Source organism: Shewanella sairae (assembly GCF_023283535.1).
GTDB lineage: Bacteria > Pseudomonadota > Gammaproteobacteria > Enterobacterales > Shewanellaceae > Shewanella > Shewanella sairae.
Map to the genome: position 1 here is coordinate 26,236 of NZ_JAKILT010000004.1, position 23,360 is coordinate 49,595.

24 protein-coding genes are annotated in these 23,360 nt (G+C 43.1%); 13 read left to right on the top strand and 11 right to left on the bottom strand.

Annotation, left to right across the window (positions count from 1 at the left end):
* Positions 1–28 precede the first annotated feature (28 nt).
* Entirely contained in the window at positions 29–1,447 is a 1,419-nt protein-coding gene (locus L2748_RS02370; RefSeq protein WP_220779503.1) for a peptidoglycan DD-metalloendopeptidase family protein, read from the bottom strand.
* Positions 1,448–1,574: 127 nt separating this feature from the next.
* On the opposite strand from L2748_RS02370, the gene tyrS reads away from it, so the two are divergent.
* The gene (gene tyrS / locus L2748_RS02375; protein WP_220779513.1) at positions 1,575–2,771 is read left to right on the top strand and encodes a tyrosine--tRNA ligase; all 1,197 of its coding nucleotides are present in this window, start codon (positions 1,575–1,577) and stop codon (positions 2,769–2,771) included.
* Positions 2,772–2,801: 30 nt separating this feature from the next.
* Here tyrS and L2748_RS02380 read toward each other — a convergent pair whose 3' ends face one another.
* The 6 genes from L2748_RS02380 to mtnN all read right to left on the bottom strand — a co-directional run bounded on the left by L2748_RS02380 (position 2,802) and on the right by mtnN (position 6,680).
* Positions 2,802–3,212, bottom strand: coding sequence for a hypothetical protein (locus L2748_RS02380; protein WP_220779515.1), 411 nt, complete (start codon positions 3,210–3,212; stop codon positions 2,802–2,804).
* Between the two features lie 92 nt (positions 3,213–3,304).
* Positions 3,305–3,784 carry a nuclear transport factor 2 family protein gene (locus tag L2748_RS02385; protein ID WP_220779517.1) on the bottom strand — a complete coding sequence of 160 codons (480 nt, stop codon included), beginning with the start codon at positions 3,782–3,784 and terminating at the stop codon, positions 3,305–3,307.
* Positions 3,784–4,407 (bottom strand): trimeric intracellular cation channel family protein, encoded by a 624-nt coding sequence (locus tag L2748_RS02390; RefSeq protein WP_220779525.1) that lies wholly within the window; start codon positions 4,405–4,407, stop codon positions 3,784–3,786. The genes L2748_RS02385 and L2748_RS02390 overlap by 1 nt, the downstream gene beginning before the upstream one ends.
* Positions 4,404–4,781 carry a DUF2721 domain-containing protein gene (locus L2748_RS02395; protein ID WP_220779665.1) on the bottom strand — a complete coding sequence of 126 codons (378 nt, stop codon included), beginning with the start codon at positions 4,779–4,781 and terminating at the stop codon, positions 4,404–4,406. The genes L2748_RS02390 and L2748_RS02395 overlap by 4 nt, the downstream gene beginning before the upstream one ends.
* A 170-nt stretch (positions 4,782–4,951) precedes the next feature.
* Positions 4,952–5,932: a cobalamin biosynthesis protein CobD/CbiB gene (locus tag L2748_RS02400; protein WP_220779527.1), complete on the bottom strand. Its 981-nt coding sequence runs from the start codon at positions 5,930–5,932 to the stop codon at positions 4,952–4,954.
* Positions 5,933–5,987: 55 nt separating this feature from the next.
* Positions 5,988–6,680 (bottom strand): 5'-methylthioadenosine/S-adenosylhomocysteine nucleosidase, encoded by a 693-nt coding sequence (mtnN, locus tag L2748_RS02405; protein WP_220779537.1) that lies wholly within the window; start codon positions 6,678–6,680, stop codon positions 5,988–5,990.
* A 292-nt stretch (positions 6,681–6,972) separates the two neighbouring features.
* Here mtnN and L2748_RS02410 point away from each other — a divergent pair, with 292 nt between their 5' ends.
* From L2748_RS02410 to L2748_RS02450, 9 genes are all read left to right on the top strand, one after another.
* Entirely contained in the window at positions 6,973–7,830 is an 858-nt protein-coding gene (locus tag L2748_RS02410) for an alpha/beta hydrolase (RefSeq protein ID WP_220779538.1), read from the top strand.
* Positions 7,831–7,909: 79 nt separating this feature from the next.
* Positions 7,910–8,317 carry a VOC family protein gene (locus L2748_RS02415; protein WP_220779546.1) on the top strand — a complete coding sequence of 136 codons (408 nt, stop codon included), beginning with the start codon at positions 7,910–7,912 and terminating at the stop codon, positions 8,315–8,317.
* 95 nt (positions 8,318–8,412) lie between these two features.
* A complete protein-coding gene (locus L2748_RS02420) occupies positions 8,413–8,835 on the top strand; it encodes a VOC family protein (protein ID WP_246616089.1) in 423 nt (140 codons plus the stop codon).
* 37 nt (positions 8,836–8,872) lie between these two features.
* The gene (locus L2748_RS02425) at positions 8,873–9,340 is read left to right on the top strand and encodes a GNAT family N-acetyltransferase (protein WP_220779668.1); all 468 of its coding nucleotides are present in this window, start codon (positions 8,873–8,875) and stop codon (positions 9,338–9,340) included.
* 28 nt (positions 9,341–9,368) lie between these two features.
* Positions 9,369–9,983, top strand: coding sequence for an FMN-binding negative transcriptional regulator (locus L2748_RS02430; RefSeq protein WP_220779548.1), 615 nt, complete (start codon positions 9,369–9,371; stop codon positions 9,981–9,983).
* Between the two features lie 376 nt (positions 9,984–10,359).
* Positions 10,360–10,788 carry a DUF2753 family protein gene (locus L2748_RS02435; RefSeq protein ID WP_220779550.1) on the top strand — a complete coding sequence of 143 codons (429 nt, stop codon included), beginning with the start codon at positions 10,360–10,362 and terminating at the stop codon, positions 10,786–10,788.
* Positions 10,789–10,923: 135 nt separating this feature from the next.
* Positions 10,924–11,136, top strand: coding sequence for a hypothetical protein (locus tag L2748_RS02440; protein ID WP_220779551.1), 213 nt, complete (start codon positions 10,924–10,926; stop codon positions 11,134–11,136).
* 36 nt (positions 11,137–11,172) lie between these two features.
* Positions 11,173–11,679 (top strand): superoxide dismutase, Ni, encoded by a 507-nt coding sequence (gene sodN, locus L2748_RS02445; RefSeq protein WP_220779553.1) that lies wholly within the window; start codon positions 11,173–11,175, stop codon positions 11,677–11,679.
* 45 nt (positions 11,680–11,724) lie between these two features.
* Positions 11,725–11,979: a S24/S26 family peptidase gene (locus tag L2748_RS02450; RefSeq protein ID WP_220779554.1), complete on the top strand. Its 255-nt coding sequence runs from the start codon at positions 11,725–11,727 to the stop codon at positions 11,977–11,979.
* Between the two features lie 265 nt (positions 11,980–12,244).
* Here the strand turns inward: L2748_RS02450 and L2748_RS02455 are convergent, their stop codons facing one another.
* On the bottom strand, positions 12,245–13,654 hold the full coding sequence (locus L2748_RS02455; RefSeq protein ID WP_220779555.1) for an FAD-dependent oxidoreductase: 1,410 nt from the start codon (positions 13,652–13,654) through the stop codon (positions 12,245–12,247).
* 5 nt (positions 13,655–13,659) lie between these two features.
* Positions 13,660–18,108, bottom strand: coding sequence for a glutamate synthase large subunit (gene gltB / locus L2748_RS02460; protein WP_220779556.1), 4,449 nt, complete (start codon positions 18,106–18,108; stop codon positions 13,660–13,662).
* 509 nt (positions 18,109–18,617) lie between these two features.
* Between gltB and mnmL the strand changes: the two genes are divergently transcribed.
* From mnmL to oxyR, 3 genes are all read left to right on the top strand, one after another.
* On the top strand, positions 18,618–19,529 hold the full coding sequence (gene mnmL, locus L2748_RS02465) for a tRNA modification radical SAM protein MnmL/YtqA (protein ID WP_220779557.1): 912 nt from the start codon (positions 18,618–18,620) through the stop codon (positions 19,527–19,529).
* A gap of 218 nt (positions 19,530–19,747) precedes the next feature.
* Positions 19,748–20,113, top strand: coding sequence for an Hpt domain-containing protein (locus tag L2748_RS02470; protein ID WP_220779559.1), 366 nt, complete (start codon positions 19,748–19,750; stop codon positions 20,111–20,113).
* Between the two features lie 193 nt (positions 20,114–20,306).
* Entirely contained in the window at positions 20,307–21,221 is a 915-nt protein-coding gene (oxyR, locus tag L2748_RS02475) for a hydrogen peroxide-inducible genes transcriptional activator OxyR (RefSeq protein WP_220779561.1), read from the top strand.
* A 51-nt stretch (positions 21,222–21,272) separates the two neighbouring features.
* On the opposite strand, the gene L2748_RS02480 is transcribed toward oxyR, so the two are convergent.
* Complete coding sequence (locus L2748_RS02480; protein ID WP_220779563.1) at positions 21,273–22,349, bottom strand: adenylate/guanylate cyclase domain-containing protein; 1,077 nt, start codon at positions 22,347–22,349, stop codon at positions 21,273–21,275.
* A gap of 125 nt (positions 22,350–22,474) precedes the next feature.
* Positions 22,475–23,146: a DNA mismatch repair endonuclease MutH gene (gene mutH, locus L2748_RS02485; protein ID WP_220779565.1), complete on the bottom strand. Its 672-nt coding sequence runs from the start codon at positions 23,144–23,146 to the stop codon at positions 22,475–22,477.
* Positions 23,147–23,360 lie beyond the last annotated feature (214 nt).

The following is a 23,360-nucleotide window of genomic DNA, read 5'->3' on the forward strand; positions in this document are numbered from 1 at the left end:
TAATAGTAAAGGGAAGGTTGTTGCAGCGCTATTGCGCTGCAATTTGTACCTGCTTATTGTGCTCTAGTTCAGCCATCATACTTTGGCTCAGCTTAGCAAATTGTGCCTTTTCCTTCTTGGCAATCGGATCGGATTTTGGCAGCTTTATCGTACGCGGGTTTCTATGAACACCATTTACAATGAACTCATAATGCAGATGCGGACCTGTAACTCGACCTGTTGAACCTAAGGTACCAATGATCTGTCCCTGCTTAACAGATTGACCCGTCTTAACCTTACGTTTGGTTAGGTGTAAGTATTTGGTTGTATAGGTGTCGTTGTGTTTAATAAACACATAGTTACCATTGTATTGGTTATAGCTAGACTTTATGACTCGGCCATTACCGGCAGCCTTAATGGGGGTGCCAACCGCCGCGACATAGTCTACGCCGCGGTGAGCCCTTACTTGTCCGGTTACAGGGTGTAGTCTGCGAGGATTAAAGCTTGAGCTTACATATTTAAAGTCGACAGGTGAGCGCAAGAAAGCTTTACGCATGCTGCGGCCTTCTTCCGAGTAATAGGTGCCATCTTTGTAGCGCACTGCTGTGTATCGGTCGCCTTGATTTATAAACTCTGCAGCGAGAATATTACCGTTTTTTAAGAACTTACCATCAGCATATTCTTCTTCAAATATCATGGAGAATTGATCGCCTTTGCGCAGATCTAAGGCGAAGTCGACGTCCCAACCAAAAATGGTTGCTAACTGCATAATTTGGTTTGGCGTCAAACCAGCATTGACGCCGGCATTCCAGAAATTGTTTTTGATGGTCGCGCCAGCAAACTTTTTCCGAGCTTCCACTTTTTTGGTGACAATTTGCTCGGTATAACCATTTTCATCGTTACTCACAATCAAGGTAGTAATTTTATCTAAATGATAAGTGAGTTGTACCAGTTTACCGTTTTTATCTTTGGCGATGACTAAGTCGTCGCCAGGCATAATCTTAAGTAGATTTTTTTTGGCTTTCGGCAACTGAGTGACGTCATACACATCTTTCGCAGTAAGACCCGCGCGTTCAAATAACGCAGCCAGCGTATCACCGCTTTTCACTTGAAAGTGTTTTTCGTTTAACTTTGGCGCAGCTGGGACGTTAGATACTGTTGTTGCAGTTTCTTCAGTTGCTGGCGTATTAGTTTGTGTTGCAGCTGGCGCAAGTTGTTCAGGGCGTTTGCGCTGCGCAGGATCTGAGCTACTTAATGATGCTGAAGGTGGTGTTGGTTCTCTAAACGCTAATGGCACGTTATAACGTTTATTAACGTCATATTCGCCGTCGACTGCAGAGGTTTGTTTTGAAGCTTGCACATCATCGGATGGCATAAAGATAATAATTAACGTGACAAAAACTAAACCGCACAAGAGCATTTGATGTAATTTTGGCAGTAATTTAAATAAAGTTATAACCTTTCCCATTGACCTTGATACCAAATTAGCCCTTTCTTAGTGATCCCCTTAGTGTACACACTTTCATTTGTCCTTGCTAACAAGTAACATAAGTGCCCAGAATTTTTTGATTAGGCTCCCAGGAGTAACCGCCGATATGGCTGATTTAGAGCAAGCATTAGCAGAAATAAAACGTGGTACGGACGAGATATTACTCGAAGCAGATCTACTGGAGAAGCTAAAAGAAGGTCGCCCGTTAAAAATTAAACTAGGTGCCGATCCAACCGCTCCTGATATTCATCTTGGCCACACGGTTATTTTGAATAAAATGCGTACTTTCCAAGAGCTAGGTCATGAAGTGATTTTCTTGATTGGTGACTTCACGGGTATGGTCGGTGATCCAAGCGGAAAGAACAGCACTCGTCCACCGTTGACGCGCGAACAAGTGCTTGCCAATGCTGAGACATATAAGCAGCAGGTCTATAAAATTCTAGACCCAGCCAAAACTCGTATTGAGTTTAACTCTACGTGGTTAGAGCCATTAGGTGCCGCGGGTATGATCCGCCTTGCTTCGCAGCAAACCGTTGCTCGTATGATGGAACGTGATGACTTTAAGAAGCGCTATGGTTCAGGTCAATCAATCGCTATTCATGAATTCATGTATCCGTTGCTACAAGGCTATGACTCAGTTGCCCTAGAAGCTGACGTTGAGTTAGGCGGTACCGATCAGAAGTTCAACCTGTTAATGGGCCGCGAGCTGCAAAAGTCTGCAGGTCAAAAGCCACAAACAGTGATCATGATGCCACTGCTTGAAGGCCTAGACGGCGTTAAGAAGATGTCTAAGTCTGCGCATAACTATATTGGTGTGAGTGAGCCAGCTGGTGAGATGTTTGGCAAAATCATGTCTATCTCTGATGACCTGATGTGGCGTTACTTCGAACTACTGTCTTTCCGTCCACTAGCTGAAATTGAGCAGTTTAAAGTTGACGTTGAAGCGGGATTAAACCCTCGTGATGTAAAAATTGCGTTGGCTAAAGAAATTATCGCGCGTTTCCATGATGATGCGGCTGCAGAAGCGGCTCACAATGAGTTTATCAATCGCTTCCAAAAAGGCGCGATTCCTAGTGATATTGAAGAGCTAGAGATTGCCGCTGGTGAAGGTATCGCGATTGCTAACCTACTTAAAGAAGCGGGTCTTGTTAACTCGACATCAGATGCGATGCGCATGATTAAGCAAGGTGCAGCAAAGATTGATGGCGACAAGATTGAAGATACTCGCTTACAACTTACAGCCGGTACTACGGCAGTATTCCAAGTGGGCAAGCGTAAGTTTGCAAAAATAACTTTGGTATAGTTGATAACTAAACGACCTACCTTGGGTCGTTTATGGGTTCGATAAGCAACGGTCAGTACTAAAGTGCTGACCGTTTTTGCATTTCCAGGTCAAGCGAGCCGCATCCAGTTGCCAACTATTATTCTGCTTTTCCATCGATAAAATAAGTAACATCTTAGGGTGTTTGGTATCGGCAGTACTGACATTGTACGTAACAACTTTGCCTTGATACTGTTTGACTTTGGCGAGACTGAAGCCAGTTCCAGCATAATGGGCGGAGATTGATTCAGGTTTGTTAGTCCAGTGCCTATGTTGGCGTTGAGCTTGTTGTAGCTCTTGATTAAAACGGTGAATTGGCTGGTCAGCATAAGAAACGACAATCGGTTGTTCTAGAGCAAACGCAGAGCTACAAAACAGTAGCGCAAGCATAATTGCGCTGCGAAGCGCATTAATCAAATTCATAGTGACCTACAACAGATAAAGTAACTAAATACTCTGATTGCTGAAATCGAAAAAAATTCCCGAGCCTTGATTGAAATGTGATCTAAGCAGGTCTACTGCACTGAGAGTTGATCCGCCATGGTTTGGTAATCCATCAAGTCTTGATGTTCTTTAACGCGCTCATGGGTCATATCTAAACGCAATGTCGTCACACCAGGAATGGCAATATCAATAATCCGCCCTGGCTTACCAAAAAGCTCGCCAGGTCCTTTGTAACGGTAATTACCAATAAGCACGACGAGAGAGCCTGAGTTGAACATGTGCTCAATATTAAAGCTATACTCCAGTACTCCACGGTGGGCACGCTTTAGGAACTGCAAAATATGACGTTTGCCGGTATATTTTCTGCCAGCAGTTCTGTCGTTAAACACACTATCACGATTATAAAAGTGGCTTAGACCTGAGTAGTCTTGATGCGTTAACGCTTGAATATACTTGATAGCGAGCTGCTGCTCTTTGGGCATATCACCAATATTGGCAGTGGCCGAAAAGCTAGTTAACAGTAACAGTAAACTTAAAAATCCAAATCTCATTATTGCGGTGTCTTTAAATCAAAAGCCGGTAAAGAAAGATGCCAACGAATCGCAGCTAATCTAATCACGAGTGCGGTGCTCATTGCAAATAATAAGGCAAACATATCCGCTGCGCCCAAGTGTAAACTGATGGTATAGCAGATACCGCCTACAATTGATGCTGTCGCATAAATTTCGGTACGCAATACCATAGGGACTTGTTGGCAGAGCAAATCACGAATAATGCCACCACCGACCCCAGTAATTAAGCCCATAACCACAGCTGTCATGCCATCTAGACCGACGCTCAGTGCTTTCTCCACGCCAATAGTGGTAAATAACGCTAAACCAAAAGCATCGGCAACTGGCAGGATATAGCGTGGAACACGTTTGGGTTTGCGCACTAAAACAAAAGTCAGTACTACTGTTGCTAAGATGACAATAATATAACTGGGATCTTGAATCCAAAATACAGGAGTCGTGCCTAATAGCGCATCGCGTATGCTGCCACCCCCTATTGCGGTCACAGAGGCGAGTACAAGCACACCGAACGGATCCATTTTATGTCGCCCTGCGGCGAGTGCACCTGAGAGGGCGAAAACCGCAGTGCCACAAAGATCAAAAAAGTAGATCCAATCGATCATTTGTCCATCTCTTCAAGATGGATGTTGAGCGCATCAACAGAGATTCGAATTTCAATCACCGACAACAGCAGTGAATAGAGCAGTAACAGTAAGCTACAACCAAAAATAAACGAACCAGTTTTGTTAAAACCCACATAAATAAAAATCATACATAACACACACAGTGCAAAACTGAGCACACCAGACTCTTGCATGCGCCTGATGATACTAATGCGCTGACGCAGGTTTTTAATCTGATCTGTGTGAATAGGTTTTCCGTCGGCACTTAAATTACGGATCAGTGCTGCCAGTGAGAAAAAACGGTTGGTGTATGCCAATAAAAGTAAAGAGATTGCTGGAAACAGCAACGCAGGCGTTGTAAGTGAAACGTGAATATTATCAAACAATGGGATTTGCCCTAGAAGATGCAACACAATGAGTTTAACGAATAATAACAACGCCAACAGTTTATACAAGACGATTACAATGCTATTGCGTAAATAAGCATGCCAACTTAACCAATACTCACTTTAATTTGCTTTGCACTGCAAAGTATTGCGCTTTATTAGTTTTGTAATAGACGCAGTGCGCCCCATAGTCCCGGCAAAATAACGATAGCAGATACCCATAGCGCAAAGGCAATAGAGTTGATTTTTATGGCCATTAATACGTCTTCTGCTGTCGGGTGACGTCCGTAGTTGATTTTGCTCATCTCAATACGGGTATCATTAAACTTTACCGGACCACCAAGTTCTACCGTTAACGCACAAGCCATGACTTCATTTGCTTGATACTCGTTCATAGGCACAGCATTCACTTTAGGATTGAATAAGGCTGCTAAGCTTTTTGGTCCGCCTTGAATCGCAATACTGAGTGCCCAAAGTTTGGCTGGAATAAAATGCATCACAGTACTTAAAGCATAAACGGGGATGCCAAAGTAGCGATACTCTGGATTGTAGATCGGCCAGCAAAACTCCAGTTGCTTGAGCATTCTAGCGATTATTAATAAAGGGATACCACCTATAGCGTAAAATAGGATTGCTGATACGGTGCCGTAAATGGATGTGGTTGTTAGTCGCTCAATTGTAGCTTTGTATAAGCCAACACTCGATAGCGAGCAAGTGCTACGGTTAAGCCAAGGCATCAAGAGGTTGCGAGCTCGAGTCTTATTATCACGTTTGACGGCGATAACAACTTCATTGGCTATATGGCGGAAGTGGTCATCTTGTAAACAGAGGTAGATAATAATCGCTTCAAAAAACCATGGAAACTCTGCCAGCTCAACTAGAAAGCTAATCACCGCCCAAAAAGGAATGATTAACAGTAGCATAGCTAACGTTCCAGCGATTAGCTGTTGCGAACGGTCGCGCCGAGTATGATTGACTTTTAAGCTAAGGTTTTTGGCCACTTGAGAAAGCCATTCAAGTGGCTGTAGATTGCGCGGCAGCGGGGCAATTCTTGCCAATAAGATTGACACTAAGAGCACCAAAGCACCTACGTAAAGCTGACTATCTTGAGAAAAGATTTTGGTAAACTCAGGAACCATATTGCCGCGCTATCCTTGTCTTATCTACTTTATGTAACGACTTAAGCTGTTTTGCTTAAAGTTGTTCAAGTAGAGCAATAACCATCAATGCCGAGTGACGACCAGCTTTAACGATATACTCGTCGAAATCGACAGGCGAGTCGTTATTTGCGTTGTCAGACAGTGAACGAATAACCACAAATGGTACGTTGAACTGATGACATACTTGCGCAATTGCCGCGCCTTCCATTTCACACGCTGCCATGGTTGGGAAGTTTTCAAGCATGGTCTTAGTGCGAATTGGGTCGCAAATAAAACTATCGCCAGTACAGATCAAGCCTTCAATTGCTTTGACTTCACCAAGGCTTGCAACCGCTTTTTGCGCCGCAGCAACTAATTTTGTATCCGGAATAAACGCTGCAGGTTGCTGCGCCATTTGGCCTATTTCATAACCAAAAGCCGTTACGTCAACATCATGGTGACGCACTTCAGATGAAATTACGATATCGCCAATGGCTAGCTCATCGGCAAAACCGCCAGCAGAGCCAGTGTTGATAATCGCATCAGGAGCGTACTTTTCGATAAGTAGTGTGGTTGCGATACTCGCAGTCACTTTACCAATGCCAGAACGTGTCACAATGACGTCTTTACCTGCCAGTTGACCTGCAACAAACTCGATACCCGCGATGGTGGTCGAGCTTGGGTTTTGCATTGACTCAACTAAGTGCGCAACTTCTGGCTCCATAGCGCCAATAATACCGATTTTCATGAAATGACCTTTAACTACTTTAGTGAATATGGGCGCTAATATACCACGGCATTTAACGTTAGTGAAAAAGCCTTGTAGATAAGATGAGAGGTAGGGCGTTAGCTTGCTGTGCAGCCTTGTTGGTATACGAGCTTTTGGAGCATTAACTGTGGAGATAAAGCGCGATGAATTTTACTATATAAGTTACTGCTTGATTATCATTCGGGTTGTGGATAGGATTAATTGCAAATACAAATCTGCTTAATAAGCGTTCAACACAAGGCGTTGAATCAGGCTAAACAAGGAATGTTTTATGCTTAAAATTGTCCCAATTATCGCCCTGTTACTGCTCAGTGGCTGCTCCATCAAGATCACTCCAGACACCTTTATTTATCAAGATGAGGTTGTCGAAAAAAACCTAGATTTAACTGATATAAAATCTAAGCTAGACCAACAAGATAACGAAATTGAAATCAGTGCAGTGGCACTGACAACAGATGATGGCCTAACGTTAAAAGGGGTGAAATTGTTACGGCCTGATGCACTGGCTAATGTACTCTTTTTTGGCGGCAATGGTATGAAAATCAGTACATCATCGGGGATCCTTAAGCAGTTTGCTATGTTACAGCTAAATGTGATCTGGTTTGATTACCGTGGTACAGGCGTGAGTGAAAAAAAAGAGGCGTTAAAGGTGGTGGATTTGCAAAGTGATGCCCTGGCAGTATTTGATTTTGCCAATGCTAGCTTGCCAGCCGATATACCCTCGGTGATCCACGGCTTATCCATGGGCTCATTAATAGGTAGCTATACTGCCAGTCAGAGAAATGTTGATGCGTTAGTGCTTGATGGCGCGATTAGCTCGGTGCCAGAGCTAGTGGACGCGTTAGTGCCTAGCTGGAGTAAAATCTTTTCGACTGTGACTGTCGCGCCAGAGTTGGCAAGCATTGATAACATCGCGTTAATGCAAAATTATCGTGCCCCGCTGTTATTGCTGGTGGGAGAAGAAGATGAAACAACGCCTGTCGCATTTTCCCAAGCGCTTTATGATGCTGCCGCTAGCGAGCAAAAAACTTTAACAGTGCTTAAAGGTACGGGTCATAGTCAGTCCATGAAAATGGATGCGGCGTTAAAAGCTTATGCTAGATTTATCGACGAGTTTAGTCTGCTTTGATTTTTCTGCTGCAGATTTTAAGCAATAAATACGCAAATTAAGACTCACTTAGCGGCGTGGCTAATCAAAAGGAAGTGTAATGAATCTAAATCAAGTGACTTTGCCTGTTTATGACATGGTTAAAGCCGTGGAGTTTTACTTAAGCTTGGGTTTTACGCAAATTGTCGACACCGCGCATTATGCACGCTTTGAATGCCCTGAAGGAGAGGCTAGTTTTTCGTTATCTTTAGAGGATGAGCCTGGCAAGGCTGTTGAAAAAGGCTGCGGCGCCATCATCTATTTTGAACATGAGCAGCTTGATGAATGGGTTAGTGAACTCGAACAAGCGGGTATTGTGTTTGAAACAAGTCCTGCTGATCAGAGTTATCTTTGGCGTGAAGCTGTTTTATTTGATCCGTCAGGCAATAAAATCAAACTCTACTGGGCTGGAGATAATCGATTGAATCCGCCATGGCGAGTAGATAAACGAGTAAATAAAAACACTTAATCGTAATGCGCTAGGGTAGGGAGGCTAGCGAGTAACTTACATGTTGCGCTGTTCTCACTCGCTGATTCGACTTATCATCATGTTACAGACTAACGATGAGTAACAACGTCATGCAAACGGCGATAACACAAAAAATTGGCTCTATCGCACTGGTCGTTGAAGACTATGATGCGGCGATTGCGTTTTATACCCAAAAATTGCGTTTTGAATTGGTTGAAGACACGGATTTAGGAGATGGCAAACGTTGGGTACTTATTACCCCACCTAGATCCAATGGGACACATTTGCTATTAGCCAAGGCGAGTAACGCTGAGCAGAAACTTGCTGTTGGAAACCAAACCGGTGGCAGAGTGTTTTTGTTTTTACACACCAATGACTTTTGGCGCGATTATGAGTTTATGCAATCTCAAGGCATAAGCTTTACTGAAGAGCCCAGAATTGAACCCTATGGCACAGTGGTTGTATTTGAAGATCTATATGGCACTAAGTGGGATTTACTGCAGTTAAATCACTCATAACCGTATATTTAAGGGAAAGATGATTAAAGATAAACCGATGCAAATCAAATGTGGTCAATTAGATAACTCTCAAGTATTGGCGTTATTAACAGCCCATCATGAGGATATGGCATCCCACTCGCCGCCTGAAAGCGTGCATGCATTGGATGTCTCAGGGCTTGAAAGTAAGGCTGTAACATTTTGGAGCCTGTGGACTTCGCAGCAACAAAGCGAGCGATTAGCAGGCTGCGGCGCACTGAAACAGTTAGACCTTAAGCATGCTGAAATTAAGTCTATGCGCACATCCGCTGACTTTTTACGTCAAGGTGTGGCACAGCAACTATTAACCCACATTATTGCAGAGGCTAAGTCTCGAGGTTATCAAAGGCTGAGCCTTGAAACAGGCACTATGGCGGCTTTTTTACCTGCAAAGAATCTTTATCAACAGTTTGGTTTTAAAGAGTGCCCACCTTTTGCTGATTATCAGCTCGATCCTTACAGCTGTTTTATGACCAAATCACTTTAGTACTATTTATTAATTACAAGGACGTTTTATGCATATACCTGACAAGTGGGATATGGATTCACTCGCGAACAAACAACAATTTATCAACGAATTTGGCTTCGCCACTGTAGTCTCACAGGATTTAGAAGCGTCCCACTTACCTTTACTGCTAGTGGCAGAAGAAGGTGAGTTCGGTGTGTTATATGGCCATTTTGCGCGCTCAAATTCACATTGGCAGTCTGTTGTTGATCAACCCGTAGTCGCTATATTTTCTGGCCCTCACTCATATATTTCACCAACTTGGTATCACACTCAACCTGCAGTGCCAACATGGAACTATGCTGCCGTGCATGCTTTTGGGAAAATAGAGCTGATTGGTGAACAACAAACTGCGGAGGTGTTAGCAATAGCGATTAAAAAGTACGAGCCTGAGCATAGCCAAGATAAAGACTTTATTCCTAAGGAATATCAGCAAAAGCTCAGTAAAGGCATTGTCGGCTTTAAGATTGTCCTTACCAAGATCCAAGGCAAAGAAAAGCTAGGTCAGCATCGTACCCCAGTAGATCAACTCGGCGTGTTCAATGCGCTGAGTGTAGCGAGCGATACTGATGCCAAACAGTTATTCAATTATATGTTAAAGCGTAAATTAGGTACTGGAAACTAGCTAAATCCAATAATGGATATTAAGTAGCGCAAACGACGAATAGATACCTTTTGATGTATTAGCTAAGTCTAAATCATATTGGGTAGTACTTTTTGCTGCCTAAAATTTATGCCGTATCACCTCAACAATGTAAGCTCAGTTTTACTCATACTATTTAGGTTTCGCGAACGTTTACATAAGTAAATTTTCTCTTTGCTGTTTGAGCACAATTTTCACTCATGCTACTGTTAATGAGAATGATTCGTAATTAATGTTTTTTTGAATGTATTAAGTTCAATGTGCATTTCAACACAAATTATCGATGACGGAGGTATCGCGGTTAATAGGCTGGAACAGTTATTGGCTATAAACCTTATTTAACGAAAGCGGTGGTGCAATGGAAAACTGGCAACAACTTATGAGTTCTGGTAATCAACATTTTAGAGATGCATCTTGGATGGATGCGCAATACTGCTATCAGCAAGCGGTTTCTTTGATTGAAAGTAAGTGGTCACATCAGGTGGACGATAGAGAATTGCTGTTTGCATGGGTCGCGGGGATGCACAACTTAGCGCATCTGTATGAGTGTCAGAATCAAAGCGAAATGGCGCTGCATTATTTAAAAAATGCTCACCAAGAAGTGCAAAGCTTATCGACCAATGAAACGGTTTGCGAAGAGGTGCGCAGTTCGGCTTTTCAAAGCTTAAGCATTACTATCCCGCCATTATTGGATTTTGCTAAGCGCTATCCTATGTGTGAAGACTGCGTGTCAGCGCTAGAGCAAACGGCAGATATTATTGGTATGCGCAACACTGCCGTACATTAGCGCTGTTTTTGCTAAATCAACGTAGCAGCTGAATTGCAGTAGTAGAGGTTTAAATTAGCTTGATAAGTATCAGTGTTAAAACCGTTACCGCTAAATATTCGCCATCATTATTAGTGATTATATAAAGGACTATTTATGAATAAATTATACCTAAGCAGCGCGATTGGCGCTGCACTCACCACTTTTTCAACGTCGGTACTAGCCCATCCAGGGCATGACCATAGCGCTGAGTCATCTAATCTAATCCACCTTTTATGGGCGGCGCCAATATTGGTAGCGGCAGTATTAAGCTACAAATTAATCAAGCATACGTTAGCGAAGAAATCATCTGCGAAAGATCATGCATAGCAAACAGTTAATTAAAGATTGTGAGTAGGAGTGAGTATGTTAGCCAATTTACTGAACAAAATAGACGGTAAGCGACCTTTTGCTGAGGTGTCTGCACATTGCGATATCCCATGTAAGATCTACGATCCGATAACGGCTCAGCTTGCGGTACTAACCATGATAAGAATGGTTGATTTACTTGCAGAGTTACCAGAGCCTGCGGTAATGACAGCTAATCAATTAGCGCAGTTCAATCGCTTGGTGAGCGAAAAAGAGCTCCATGGCTGTAAAGTTAAAGATGAAGTGCAGGTTATTTGGGGCGATTACATTAAGCAGCCGCAGCTGGATGCGTACCCAGAATTACATCAACTTAGCCATAGCATTATGTTAGCCGCTTCTAAGGCTAAGCAACATATTGATCGCGCTGCGACCTTAGACTTACTTGTTAAAGTGAATCGCTTTGCTGAGATTTTCTGGTTATCTAAGGGGATTGAGGTATTTGCTGCTCCATGCCCTTATCCACCAGCTGAGGTAGTTATCTATCCAATATTAACATCTAAGTAGTCGCCCATGTTTGGCTTTAGTTTTAATAAAGTTGCAGGGAACAGCATGTTCCCTCGACTAAAAAGCGGTAACTTTGTCTTATTGTCAGAACATTTTGATAGAAGAGGCCTAAAAGCCGGTGACATTATTAAGTTATTACACCCACGTTATGGCTACATAGTCAAAACGTTAGTAGGGATTGACCATACTGGTCGATTTTGGTTTAAAGGTGAAAATAAGCAGAGCGTTGGCATTGATGATATTGGTCCAATAGAAGCTTCGCAAATTAAGAGTAAGGTGATTTTTGTCGTGGGGGCGTAACAGTGTCTTGGTGTGGTTGATGGTGTTATTGAATAGCGTAAATGCAAATTAAGTCTCTGTTGACAGTCGCTATGCGGTCAACTTGAGTAAAAAAAGCGCCCCTTTCGGAGCGCAATTCACAAGCAACTTTCTACAACCGCTACAAGCTAAAGTTTTATAACCAAACAGCCATTTTGCTAATCCATAGGATTGTTAAGCGAAAGGGCGGTGATTGGGTCTTTGCTGAGCAAGCCTTCTACGTAATTGTTAATCTTCTAATTAATTATCAGTCTTCTAAGTAATTTAAAATACCCATTGCGGCATCTCGACCTTCGGCAATCGCGGTTACAACCAAATCTGAACCTCGCACCATATCGCCACCAGCAAACACTTTAGGGTTAGTGGTTTGGAATGGATTATCGGCCACTTTTGGCGCGTTAACTAGACCCCAATCATTGAGCTCAATATTATAATCACCGAGCCATTTAGCTGGGCTTGGTTGGAAACCAAATGCAATAATAATGGCGTCTGCATCTAATATTTGCTCACTACCAGCTATCGGTTCTGGGCGACGACGACCGCTTTCATCAGCTTCACCAAGCTGAGTTTCGATACACTCGATACCAACAACTTTGCCATCTTGAGTTTTAATTTCACTCGGTTGACGGTTAAATAGAAACTCTACGCCTTCCTCGCGTGCGTTTTGTACTTCACGGCGTGAGCCTGGCATATTGTCTTCGTCACGACGGTAAGCACAGGTGACTTGAGTGGCCCCTTGACGCACTGCCGTACGCACACAATCCATAGCTGTATCACCACCGCCAAGCACAACGACGCGCTTACCTTCAAGACTTAGATAAGGGTTTTCACTGCACTCAGTACCCATCACGTTGTGGGTGTTGCCGATTAAATAAGGCAGTGCCTGATGCACACCCTCAGCGTCTTCGCCAACGAGGTTAGCTTTCATTGCTGTATAGGTACCCATGCCGAGGAAAACCGCATCATATTCTTCAATCAAGTCTTTAAAATCAATATCTTTGCCGACAGTGACGCCTAGCTTAAACTCAATGCCCATCCCCTCAAGCACGTTACGGCGAATTTGCATCACTTCTTTATCAAGCTTAAACGAAGGAATGCCATAGGTTAGTAGTCCACCTATTTGCACATTTTTATCAAACACAACCGCGTTAACACCATTGCGGGCTAAAATGTCGGCACAACCAAGACCTGCAGGTCCAGCGCCAACAATTGCCACTCGCTCTTTACGTGGCGTGACTTTTGACATATCAGGGCGCCAGCCTTGAGAAATAGCGGTATCGGTAATGTACTTTTCAACATTACCAATAGTGACAGCACCAAACTCTTCATTTAGGGTACAAGCACCTTCGCAAAGCCGGTCTTGTGGGCACACTCTGCCACAGATCTCTGGCAGAGTATTGGTTTCGTGAACCAAATCTGCTGCCTCCATAATACGTCCTTGTTTGGCTAATTGAAGCCAGTTAGGAATGTAATTATGCAGCGGGCATTTCCATTCACAATATGGGTTACCGCAATCAAGGCAGCGGTCCGCTTGCTCTTTTACCTGTGGTTGGGCAAAAGGCTGGTATATCTCAATAAACTGCGTTGCACGTTGTTTAGCAGCATGTTTAGTTGGGTCTTTGCGCCCAACTTCAATAAACTGAAAATCATTGCTCATCGTTTTTACCCCGCTCTGACTGCAAGTGCAGGTTCTGATTGTTCTAATTTTAATAAATCGCTTAGCTCAACATTCTTAGGCTTGACCAATACGAAGCAATCTATCCAGTTTTCAAAATCGCTTAAGATCATTTTGCCGTGTTCACTATTGGTTTCTTTGACATGCTGCTCAATTAAGCCACGTAAATGTTGCTGCTGAATTGGCGATTGTACCTTGTGGGTATCGACCATCTCGGTGTTGACTCGGCGGTTAAAGTGACCGTATTGATCAAATACGTAAGCAAAGCCCCCCGTCATGCCTGCGCCGAAGTTCACCCCGGTTTTACCCAGAACAACAACTATGCCGCCAGTCATGTATTCACAACCGTTATCACCTAAACCTTCAATAACAGCAATGGCGCCTGAATTACGCACCGCAAAACGCTCACCAGCCTGGCCTGAAGCGAATAACTTACCGCCAGATGCACCATACAGACAGGTATTACCCAATATGGTGGAACGTTCCGCCTTAAATGGGCTACCAAGTTGCGGGTAAACACTAATTTTACCGCCTGACATACCTTTACCGACATAATCGTTGGCATCACCGCACAACAACAGTTCTAAGCCTGGTGCATTCCAAACCCCAAAACTTTGACCTGCGCTACCATTAAACTTGAGGGTAATAGGCGCTTTTGCACCGTCTCGACCAATATGCGTCGCAATGAAACCAGAAAGGCTCGCGCCTACTGAGCGGTCAGTGTTATTGATGCTAAAGGTTTCAGAAACGGCTACACCGGCTAATACGGCTTCTTTGCACTCTTCTACTAAGCGTTGATTTAACTGACCCAGATCTGATGGCGGGTTAGTTTCGCGCCATGTGACCGCTGAAGTTTCCGGTACAGTCGGACGATATAAAATCGGCGCTAAATCTAATGCTTGTTGTTTTGCTGTTTCACCTTCAATCGCTGCTAACCAATCGCTACGGCCTACAAGTTGCTCGAATTCGGTGACACCTAAGTCAGCCATGTATTCGCGGATCTCTTGGGCGACAAACTCAAAGTAGGTCATTACCCGCTCTGGTAAACCATGATAATGCTCGTTACGCAGTTTTTGGTTCTGGGTCGCCACACCGGTTGCACAGTTATTTAGGTGACAAATACGCAGATACTTACAACCTAGAGCGATCATTGGTACTGTGCCAAAGCCAAAGCTTTCGGCGCCAAGAAGTGCGGCTTTGATAACGTCTTTACCGGTTTTTAAACCGCCATCGACTTGTAAGCGGATTTTGTGGCGTAGACCATTTTCAACCAATGATTGATGCACTTCTGCAAGACCTAGCTCCCAAGGGCTACCTGCATACTTAACTGAAGTCACAGGGCTTGCGCCTGTGCCGCCATCATAGCCAGATATAGTGATCATGTCGGCATACGCTTTCGCCACGCCTGTGGCAATAGTGCCAACACCGGGTTCTGATACCAGCTTAACTGATACCAGTGCCTTAGGGTTAATCTGTTTTAAATCGAAAATAAGCTGAGCTAAATCTTCAATCGAGTAGATATCGTGATGCGGCGGCGGCGAAATAAGGGTGACCCCTGGACGGGCATTACGCAGCGCGGCAATTTCAACACTGACTTTGTCACCAGGAAGCTGACCACCTTCACCAGGCTTGGCGCCCTGGGCGACTTTGATCTGCAATACTTCTGCATTAACCAAGTAATGCGCAGTAACACCAAAGCGGCCTGATGCTATTTGTTTAATCGCCGAGTTACCTTCGGTGCCAAAGCGGCGCGGATCTTCTCCACCTTCACCAGAGTTTGAACGGCCACCTAAACGATTCATTGCAACGGCTAAAGCCTCATGGGCTTCAGGGCTTAATGCACCGATGCTCATGGCTGCGCTATCAAAGCGAGGGTATAAGGTTTTAGCTGTTTCTACGTCTTTAACATCAACAGCCGATAATTGACCTTTTACGCTGATTAAATCACGCAGGGTGGCAGTAGGGCGATTATCGACTAATTCTGCAAATCGCTTATAAGTTGGGTAGTCTTGATCTCGTAAACTGGCTTGTAGTGTATTAACGACATCAGGGTTAAAGCAGTGGTACTCACCGCCTTCTACATACTTAAGCAAGCCGCCTTGTGATAACGGTTGGTGAGCTCTAAAAGCATGTTTGTGCAGCAGTTGTTGATCTTGTTCAATTAGCTCAAAGCTTGCACCTTGAATACGACTGACTACGCCGTTAAAGCAAAGCTCTACCACTTCATCAGCCAGCCCTACAGCTTCAAATTGTTGACTGCAACGATAAGAGGCAACGGTACTGATCCCCATTTTTGACATGATCTTACGCAGACCCTTATCGATACCTTGACGGAAATTGAGCATTAAGTCTCGGGTATTACTGACGCCATTGCGCTCGGCAAGATCTGAAATGCATTCATAAACTAAGTACGGATAAATCGCTGTGGCACCAAAGCCAAGTAGTACGGCAAAGTGATGTGGATCGCGAGCTGATGCGGTTTCGACAATAATGTTAGTGTCACAGCGGAGGCTGTTGTTTACGAGTACTTGCTGTACTGCGCCAACCGCCATTGCTGCTGGGATAATTTGTTTAGACTTTGCGGTGGCGCGATCTGATAACACTAATAATGTGGTGCCAGAGCGAGCCAATCGTTCTGCTTCATCACAGATACGTTTTACAGCTGCTTCGAGTCCTTCGCTAAGGTCGTAGTTTAAGTCAACGGTATTAGCACGGTAGTATGTACTATCGAGCGCCATTAACTGATTGAAGTCACTAAATAACAACACAGGTGAGTTGAACATCACTCGGTAAGCATGACCAGTGGTTTCGTTAAACAGATTTTGCTCACGACCAGCACAGGTGGTTAACGACATGACATGCTTTTCACGCAGTGGATCGATAGGCGGGTTGGTAACCTGGGCAAACTTTTGGCGGAAATAGTCATAAATGGTTCGTGACTTTTTCGATAGCACAGCCATAGGAGTGTCATCACCCATTGAGCCTGTGGCTTCCTCGCCTTTTTGGGCTAACACCCAGATAACTTGCTCTAGCTCTTCACGTGAGTAACCAAAGTGTTTTTGATATTGCAGTAACTGCGCGCTGTCAAATTCACGTTTACCTTGCTCGTTGGCGCCAAACTCTTCCGCGGGTTTAAGCACTTTACTGTGTTTTGCCATCCATTGTTTATATGGGTGACGACGCTTCAGATCGTTATCAATCTCAAAAGACGAATATAACTGTCCGTTTAAGGTATCCAGTACCAATAACTCACCAGGACCTACCCGGCCTTTTTCAATGACTTCATCAGCGGCGTAATCCCAGATTCCCACTTCTGATGCAAGCGTTAGGATACGATCTTTAGTAATGATGTATCGAGATGGACGCAGACCATTACGATCAACTGCGCAGGCAGCATGACGGCCATTGGTCATTACTATGCCTGCAGGACCATCCCATGGCTCCATATGCATAGAGTTAAAGTCATAAAATGCCTTTAGCTCAGGGTCCATCTCTGGATTACTTTGCCATGCTGGTGGGATAAGTAAGCGCATGGCACGGTATAGATCCATACCGCCGGCGAGCAGCATTTCTAGCATATTATCTAGAGATGATGAATCTGATCCTGTTTCATTCACAAAAGGTGCTGCTTGTTGTAAGTCTGGCAGTAATGGAGCGTGAAACTTGTAGGCACGCGCTCTGGCCCATTGGCGGTTACAGGTAATGGTGTTGATCTCACCATTATGAGCTAAATACCTAAAAGGTTGCGCTAATGGCCACTTAGGTGATGTATTGGTTGAAAAGCGCTGGTGGAATAAACAGATGGCGCTTTGTAGACGAATGTCAGCTAAGTCGCTGTAAAATGCCGGTAGATCGGCTGGCATCATCAAGCCTTTGTAAACAATGACTTGACCTGAAAGGCTAGCAACGTAGAAATCTTTATCGTGAGTGAGTTGTTGCTCAACTCGACGTCTTGCCATATATAAGCGACGTTCAAGATCTTTTTCTCGCCAACCGATAGGTGCATTAATTAGCACTTGGACGATTTGAGGTTGGCTTGCTTTACCGATAGGGCCAAGTACATCGGCATTAACCGGCACATCGCGCCAGCCCGCAACACTTAAGGTTTCTTTCTGAAGTTCTTGTTCTAGTAGTTGTTTTGTTTGTGCAGCTAAGATGGCATCTTGGCTAAGAAAAAGCATCCCTACAGCAAAACGACGGCTTAGATGCCAATCATTTTCTTCAGCGATAGCTTTAAAGAAATTAATAGGTAATTGCATCAATAGTCCACAACCGTCGCCGGTGCGTCCATCTGCTGCAATTCCTCCACGATGTTTCATTCGGTCTAGGCCGTGAATCGCGGTACGTACAATACGGTGGCTTGGCTCACCGTCCATTTGGGCTATTAGTCCAAACCCACAATTGTCCCGCTCAAAACTTGGATGATATAAGCTCATTACTACACTCCCTAACCTCAACTGATACTACTTCGGGAGTTCAAAGCAAAAAATCTCTATAGATATGCACCCGAATCAATCAAATTAACCCTATGCGGGATAAAGGTCAAACCAAATTATTGCATAAAAAATAACTAAAGCTCACTGTTTTATGCACTTAAAAAACCAACCTTACCTTAACGTAAACTGCTAAGTTGCACGTATAACCTTATGAATAAAAAGAATTTTAATATTTATGGTTTATTTTTTTAGTTGATTTGTAAATAAAATGTTGATTATATCTGTTTTGCGTAAAGTGATTTTTATTGCATATACAGTGAAATGATAATCACTATTAGGTGTGACTATTTATGCACTTAAATGGCAAGGGCTATGAATAAGTTGTTTTTGAACGATGAGGAAGTGCATACCTTGCATTGGCTCTTTGCGGTTATTTGAGCTAGCGCTAATTAATACGATTGAGAACTGGTTAAAATAGTGCAAATTTTGATTTTAGGTAGATAGAAGAGTTGGGACTAGACAGTTACGTTAATACCTTTGGTAGTGTGTGCAAGCAAAAGTATGGAGAGCGGATCCGGAAATTGACCATAGATGCTAAATTTACTTGCCCTAATAGAGATGGAACGTTAGGCAAGGGCGGTTGTACTTATTGCAATGTTGCCTCTTTTAGCCATGAGCACAAGACCGAACTTTCTATTCAAGAGCAGCTTGCCCAAGGGCGTGAGCGGTTATCGACTAAGTCTTCTAAGTATATTGCTTATTTTCAAGCTTATACGAGTACCTATGATGAATACCTAGTCCTTAAGCAGAAGTATGGCGAAGCGATACAAGATAACGATATTGTAGGCTTATGTGTGGGGACTCGTCCTGATTGTGTGCCAGATGACGTATTAGAGTTGTTAGTCGGCTATCAAAACGATGGCGTAGATGTTTGGCTTGAGCTCGGTTTGCAATCAGCTAATGATAATACGCTGAAGAAAATTAATCGTGGACATAACTTTGCAGCTTATGAAGATACTGTTAAGCGAGCAAGACGTTTAGGTATTAAGGTCTGTACTCATTTAATTTTGGGATTACCAGGCGAAGAGCATACCGACTATCTTGAGACGTTGAATAAAGTGTTAGCTGTTGGTGTTGATGGACTTAAATTACACCCTTTACATATCGTCGAAGGTAGCACAATGGCTAAGGCATGGCGCAATGATAAGATGACATTACTTGAGCTAGATAGTTATGCTTACAGTGTTGGCGAGCTTATCCGTAACACGCCTACCGATGTTATTTTCCATCGAGTGACGGCATACGCGAAAAAACCAATGTTACTTGGACCTGATTGGTGCGCTTATCGCTGGAATGGTTTAGTTGCGATTGTAGACGACTTAAAACAAAAAGGTGGTCAAGGTGCATATTTGCAATCTTAGTTTGAGCTTGCTAGAAGCGAAGCTTAAAAAATGAACAAATATGACTAAGTTAAAGTAATTGTTAGATAATATTGTTTAATGCTTGGTTGCTAAATAGTTAAAATATAGAGAATTTCAGCTTCATATTGCACAAGTTGTTGCACCTGCGATTTTAGCGGGTATTATGTGGTAAAATCGTTTTCCCTGTATATACGGCAATATTTTTGAGAGGTGCCTAAATGGCAACAGCTGAATTAGAATCAATTTTGGATCTTAATACACTGGAGCAGTACTGCAGTGCAATTGGTGCCGGCACGCTACTTAAAAGCGTTGTCTTATTTGAACAGCTAATGCCTGAGTATGTTGGCAATTTAGTGAGTGCGCACGAAGCAAATGATAAAGATACACTTTGCAGTGAAGCGCATAAGTTTAAAGGGGCTGCAGGCTCAGTAGGTCTTAAACGTATTCAGCAATATGCTCAGTTATTGCAACATGGTGAAGATGCAGCTTGGCAAACAGAGCACGCAACTTGGTTAAATGAAATTGTGGCATTCGCTTCTAAAGATCTACAGCAGTTAAAAGAATACTTAGAGTCAAAGGCATAATTTAGCCGGACTTTGAAAATAGCGCAGTTGGATTTATCCACTGCGCTATTTTTTTGTCCGTAGTTAATCGCGAAGCCGAACTCATTATTGATTCAGTTCACACTCTAACCGCACTTAAGCGCAGTTATGTTAGGGATCTATGATAGAGTTAGATTGAACGATTAGATAAATTCTGTCATTGGTAATCTACTTTATGAAACATTTACCCAGCTTAAAAAATCTGTTCTATTTGGTTAATTTGCACCAGGAGCAGAACTTTAATCGAGCCGCTAAAATTTGCCATGTTAGTCAGTCTACTTTGTCGAGTGGCATTCAAAACCTTGAAGAGCAGTTAGGGCACCAATTGATCGAACGCGATCACAAGTCCTTCATCTTTACTGCAATAGGTGAAGAAGTGGTTATGCGTTCACGCAAGCTGCTAACCGATGTTGATGACTTGGTTGAGCTGGTTAAGCATCAGGGCGAGCCCATGACTGGCGAGATCCGTTTGGGCTGTATTCCAACTATTGCGCCTTTTTTGCTGAGTAATGTCGTTCAGCATTGTAAGCAGGCTTATCCAGATTTAACGCTTTTCTTAAAAGAAGATACCACAGATCGTTTGATTGATGCGTTAGGTAAAGGAGAGCTGGATTTGCTATTACTGGCGCTGCCAGTTGATACCAGTGGTTTCCATAGTATGAAAGTGGGAATCGACCCGTTTAAAATGGTTGTGCATAAAGATTTAACCGGTGAGATCCACGAGCCGATTGATTATCAAGATTTGCCTGATGAGAGTATCTTTTTACTTCAAGCTGAGCACTGTATTACTGGTCATGCAATTTCTGCTTGTCAGTTAGGTGAAAGTGAAAAAATCAATCCATTTGCAGCGACCAGTTTGCATACGCTAGTCCAGATGGTCAATTGTAAGTTAGGAACCACCTTTTTACCGCAAATGGCAATAGATGCAGGTATTTTGAATAATACTGATCTAACCACTATGGAGCCTCCAGGTGAGACGCCTTATCGAGATATTGGTTTAGTCTGGCGACAAACATCTAGCCGAATTTTGACTTTTAGAACCTTAGGCTTAGAAATTCAAAGCTTGTTAGAGCAAGAAGACGATATCTAATTCTTTGTGATGAGAGATATAAAAACGCCGATAGTAATATCGGCGTTTTTATTATTTTACGGTTTTAGGCGTCACACCAAACACTTCAATTGAGTGTTGCTTACCCTTTAGCTTAATTGGACCTAAGCTGTTTAGATTATATTGTGAATCGCTGTACTCAAGTCTTGATTGCAAGGAACCGGAGATTAGCATGCGTTGCCCTAATGGATTGCATTGGTCTTGTAATCTGGCCAAAGTATTGAGCACATCACTAAAGAAACTAATTTCTTGCTTTTGTACACCAACGACAGCTGCAACGACTTGTCCACAATGAGCAGCAGCCTTAAATTTAGGCACAAAGCCATACTGCTCTTCAAAATACTGCCTTTGCCAACTTAGCTGCTGACTAAATTCATGATAGATATTAAAGCATCTATCTTCTTTTATCCCGTCTTTAAGTGGCCAGTGAATCAGTACAGCATCACCCATGTAACGGTATATTTCAGCTTCGTTATTGGTCACTGTATCGGCTAATAAGCTAAAGCTATCTTGAATTAAGCGGCTAAAGCGGTAGTCACCTAAGGATTCTGCATGAGTCGTAGATGCAACCATATCTAAGTAAAGAAATAGTCGCTGCTCGTACCTAGGTTTATGATATTTACCTAGACCAATGTTTAACAGTACGCGAGGGCCGACTAATAGCGCCATTTGTTCGATAAACGCTAATCCAACACGTACTACAACTAAGTAAACAATGAGCGCCTGAAATGATGGACTATATAGAATGTGGGCGGTGAGCATTTGGCGCAAGGTCGTCATATGATTCTCAATGGCCCACATATTTAGGTATTGAGTAATATACGCCAACGTAGTGGCACCTAACAGCAGAAACAACCCTTTAAAAACAACTGAAAAAACATAAGGTAATCTGTTGATAGCGCTAAAGTCTGCAATTAAATTCGACATCCAATGAAGGCTGCCAAAAATAATTCCCATATAAATTGAAAGCGTCGCTAAATCAGCGGAACCAATGGCCCACTGCGGAAGGTCGGGAGTCTGCGCGTATCGAAAAAATACGAAAGCCGCCATGGCCGAAGTCCAAGCGAATATAGCAAAGGTTAATTTCTTTGCTTGTATACGTGCTTTCACTATTAGGGGGGTATCCAAATGCTACTTGTTTTTAGGAGGCGCTAGTTTATAGAAAATCCCCCTACTTTTACCAGTAGTATTTGTGATCTAAGTCAAATGAGTGTGAGTTTTGGTCCGAAATTTACTCAAAGTAGCTGAGAAAGTATTTTTTGGGTAAATTGTGTCTTCAAATAAAACCCTCTTGGGTTGGTTTGAGTGAGTTCTCCGTTGCGGCCAATGCTGTCGGTTAGTACTTGGCTATTGGCAGCTTTTGGTCTCAGTTGTAGGACTTCGCCATGGCGGGCAGTCACTTTATCTACTTGGCCAATTGAGATAAATTCCATTATTTCTTCCCAATCTTGTTTGAGCAATTGGGTTTCTTCCTGTGAAGGTTGCCATAAAATGGGAGAGCCGATTTGTCTTTGAGCTAGGGGAATATCACGATCTCCTTGAACTGGGATCCATAATACCTGCTGCAATTTATGGCATACAACGCTATTTTCCCAAGTTAGCCCCTGGATATCAGTTAGTGGTGCGACTGACACATAAGTTGTTTCTAACACTTTACCTGAACGACTAATCGGGATGGTTTTAAGTTCGACGCCTAAATGAACAAAATCAGGCTCTGGTTTTGAACCGGCTAGTGCCCCAAGTTCTAACTCAATGAGTTGTCCCACCCAGCCTTTATGTCGTTTAAGATCATTAGGCATTTCAATTTGATGGTAGTTTGCTAATAGCCCTAAATTGAGTCCCGCCATTGATTCAGCGCGCTGCATTAATTCTTCGATGCTATTAGGGGAGTTAAGTGCTTTCTTCATTTAGCTAATTCTACCTATGTTAGTACCAATATCAAAATAGCTTAAAAAATAATCAGTCAGTAAGGGGGTTGGTGATAACTTAATTTAACGTTGCTAAGTTTCTGAATTAAGTAACGATCTTGCTATTAGTAATTATTCGATGGTTGATTTGTTATTAGTTACACCTGTGCTTTCCCTGTTTTTCCAACATAGTTATCCACAGATTTATTGGATA

Coding starts and splice junctions, on each gene's coding strand:
- tyrS (WP_220779513.1), top strand. CDS start 1,575: ATGGCTGATTTAGAGCAAGCATTAGCAGAAATAAAACGTGGTACGGAC.
- oxyR (WP_220779561.1), top strand. CDS start 20,307: ATGAAACATTTACCCAGCTTAAAAAATCTGTTCTATTTGGTTAATTTG.
- L2748_RS02450 (WP_220779554.1), top strand. CDS start 11,725: ATGTTCCCTCGACTAAAAAGCGGTAACTTTGTCTTATTGTCAGAACAT.
- L2748_RS02440 (WP_220779551.1), top strand. CDS start 10,924: ATGAATAAATTATACCTAAGCAGCGCGATTGGCGCTGCACTCACCACT.
- L2748_RS02420 (WP_246616089.1), top strand. CDS start 8,413: ATGAGTAACAACGTCATGCAAACGGCGATAACACAAAAAATTGGCTCT.
- L2748_RS02430 (WP_220779548.1), top strand. CDS start 9,369: ATGCATATACCTGACAAGTGGGATATGGATTCACTCGCGAACAAACAA.
- gltB (WP_220779556.1), bottom strand. CDS start 18,108: ATGAGCTTATATCATCCAAGTTTTGAGCGGGACAATTGTGGGTTTGGA.
- mutH (WP_220779565.1), bottom strand. CDS start 23,146: ATGAAGAAAGCACTTAACTCCCCTAATAGCATCGAAGAATTAATGCAG.
- L2748_RS02455 (WP_220779555.1), bottom strand. CDS start 13,654: ATGAGCAATGATTTTCAGTTTATTGAAGTTGGGCGCAAAGACCCAACT.
- L2748_RS02385 (WP_220779517.1), bottom strand. CDS start 3,784: ATGAGATTTGGATTTTTAAGTTTACTGTTACTGTTAACTAGCTTTTCG.
- sodN (WP_220779553.1), top strand. CDS start 11,173: ATGTTAGCCAATTTACTGAACAAAATAGACGGTAAGCGACCTTTTGCT.
- L2748_RS02390 (WP_220779525.1), bottom strand. CDS start 4,407: ATGATCGATTGGATCTACTTTTTTGATCTTTGTGGCACTGCGGTTTTC.
- L2748_RS02435 (WP_220779550.1), top strand. CDS start 10,360: ATGGAAAACTGGCAACAACTTATGAGTTCTGGTAATCAACATTTTAGA.
- L2748_RS02380 (WP_220779515.1), bottom strand. CDS start 3,212: ATGAATTTGATTAATGCGCTTCGCAGCGCAATTATGCTTGCGCTACTG.
- L2748_RS02370 (WP_220779503.1), bottom strand. CDS start 1,447: ATGGGAAAGGTTATAACTTTATTTAAATTACTGCCAAAATTACATCAA.
- L2748_RS02470 (WP_220779559.1), top strand. CDS start 19,748: ATGGCAACAGCTGAATTAGAATCAATTTTGGATCTTAATACACTGGAG.
- L2748_RS02415 (WP_220779546.1), top strand. CDS start 7,910: ATGAATCTAAATCAAGTGACTTTGCCTGTTTATGACATGGTTAAAGCC.
- L2748_RS02400 (WP_220779527.1), bottom strand. CDS start 5,932: ATGGTTCCTGAGTTTACCAAAATCTTTTCTCAAGATAGTCAGCTTTAC.
- L2748_RS02425 (WP_220779668.1), top strand. CDS start 8,873: ATGCAAATCAAATGTGGTCAATTAGATAACTCTCAAGTATTGGCGTTA.
- mtnN (WP_220779537.1), bottom strand. CDS start 6,680: ATGAAAATCGGTATTATTGGCGCTATGGAGCCAGAAGTTGCGCACTTA.
- L2748_RS02410 (WP_220779538.1), top strand. CDS start 6,973: ATGCTTAAAATTGTCCCAATTATCGCCCTGTTACTGCTCAGTGGCTGC.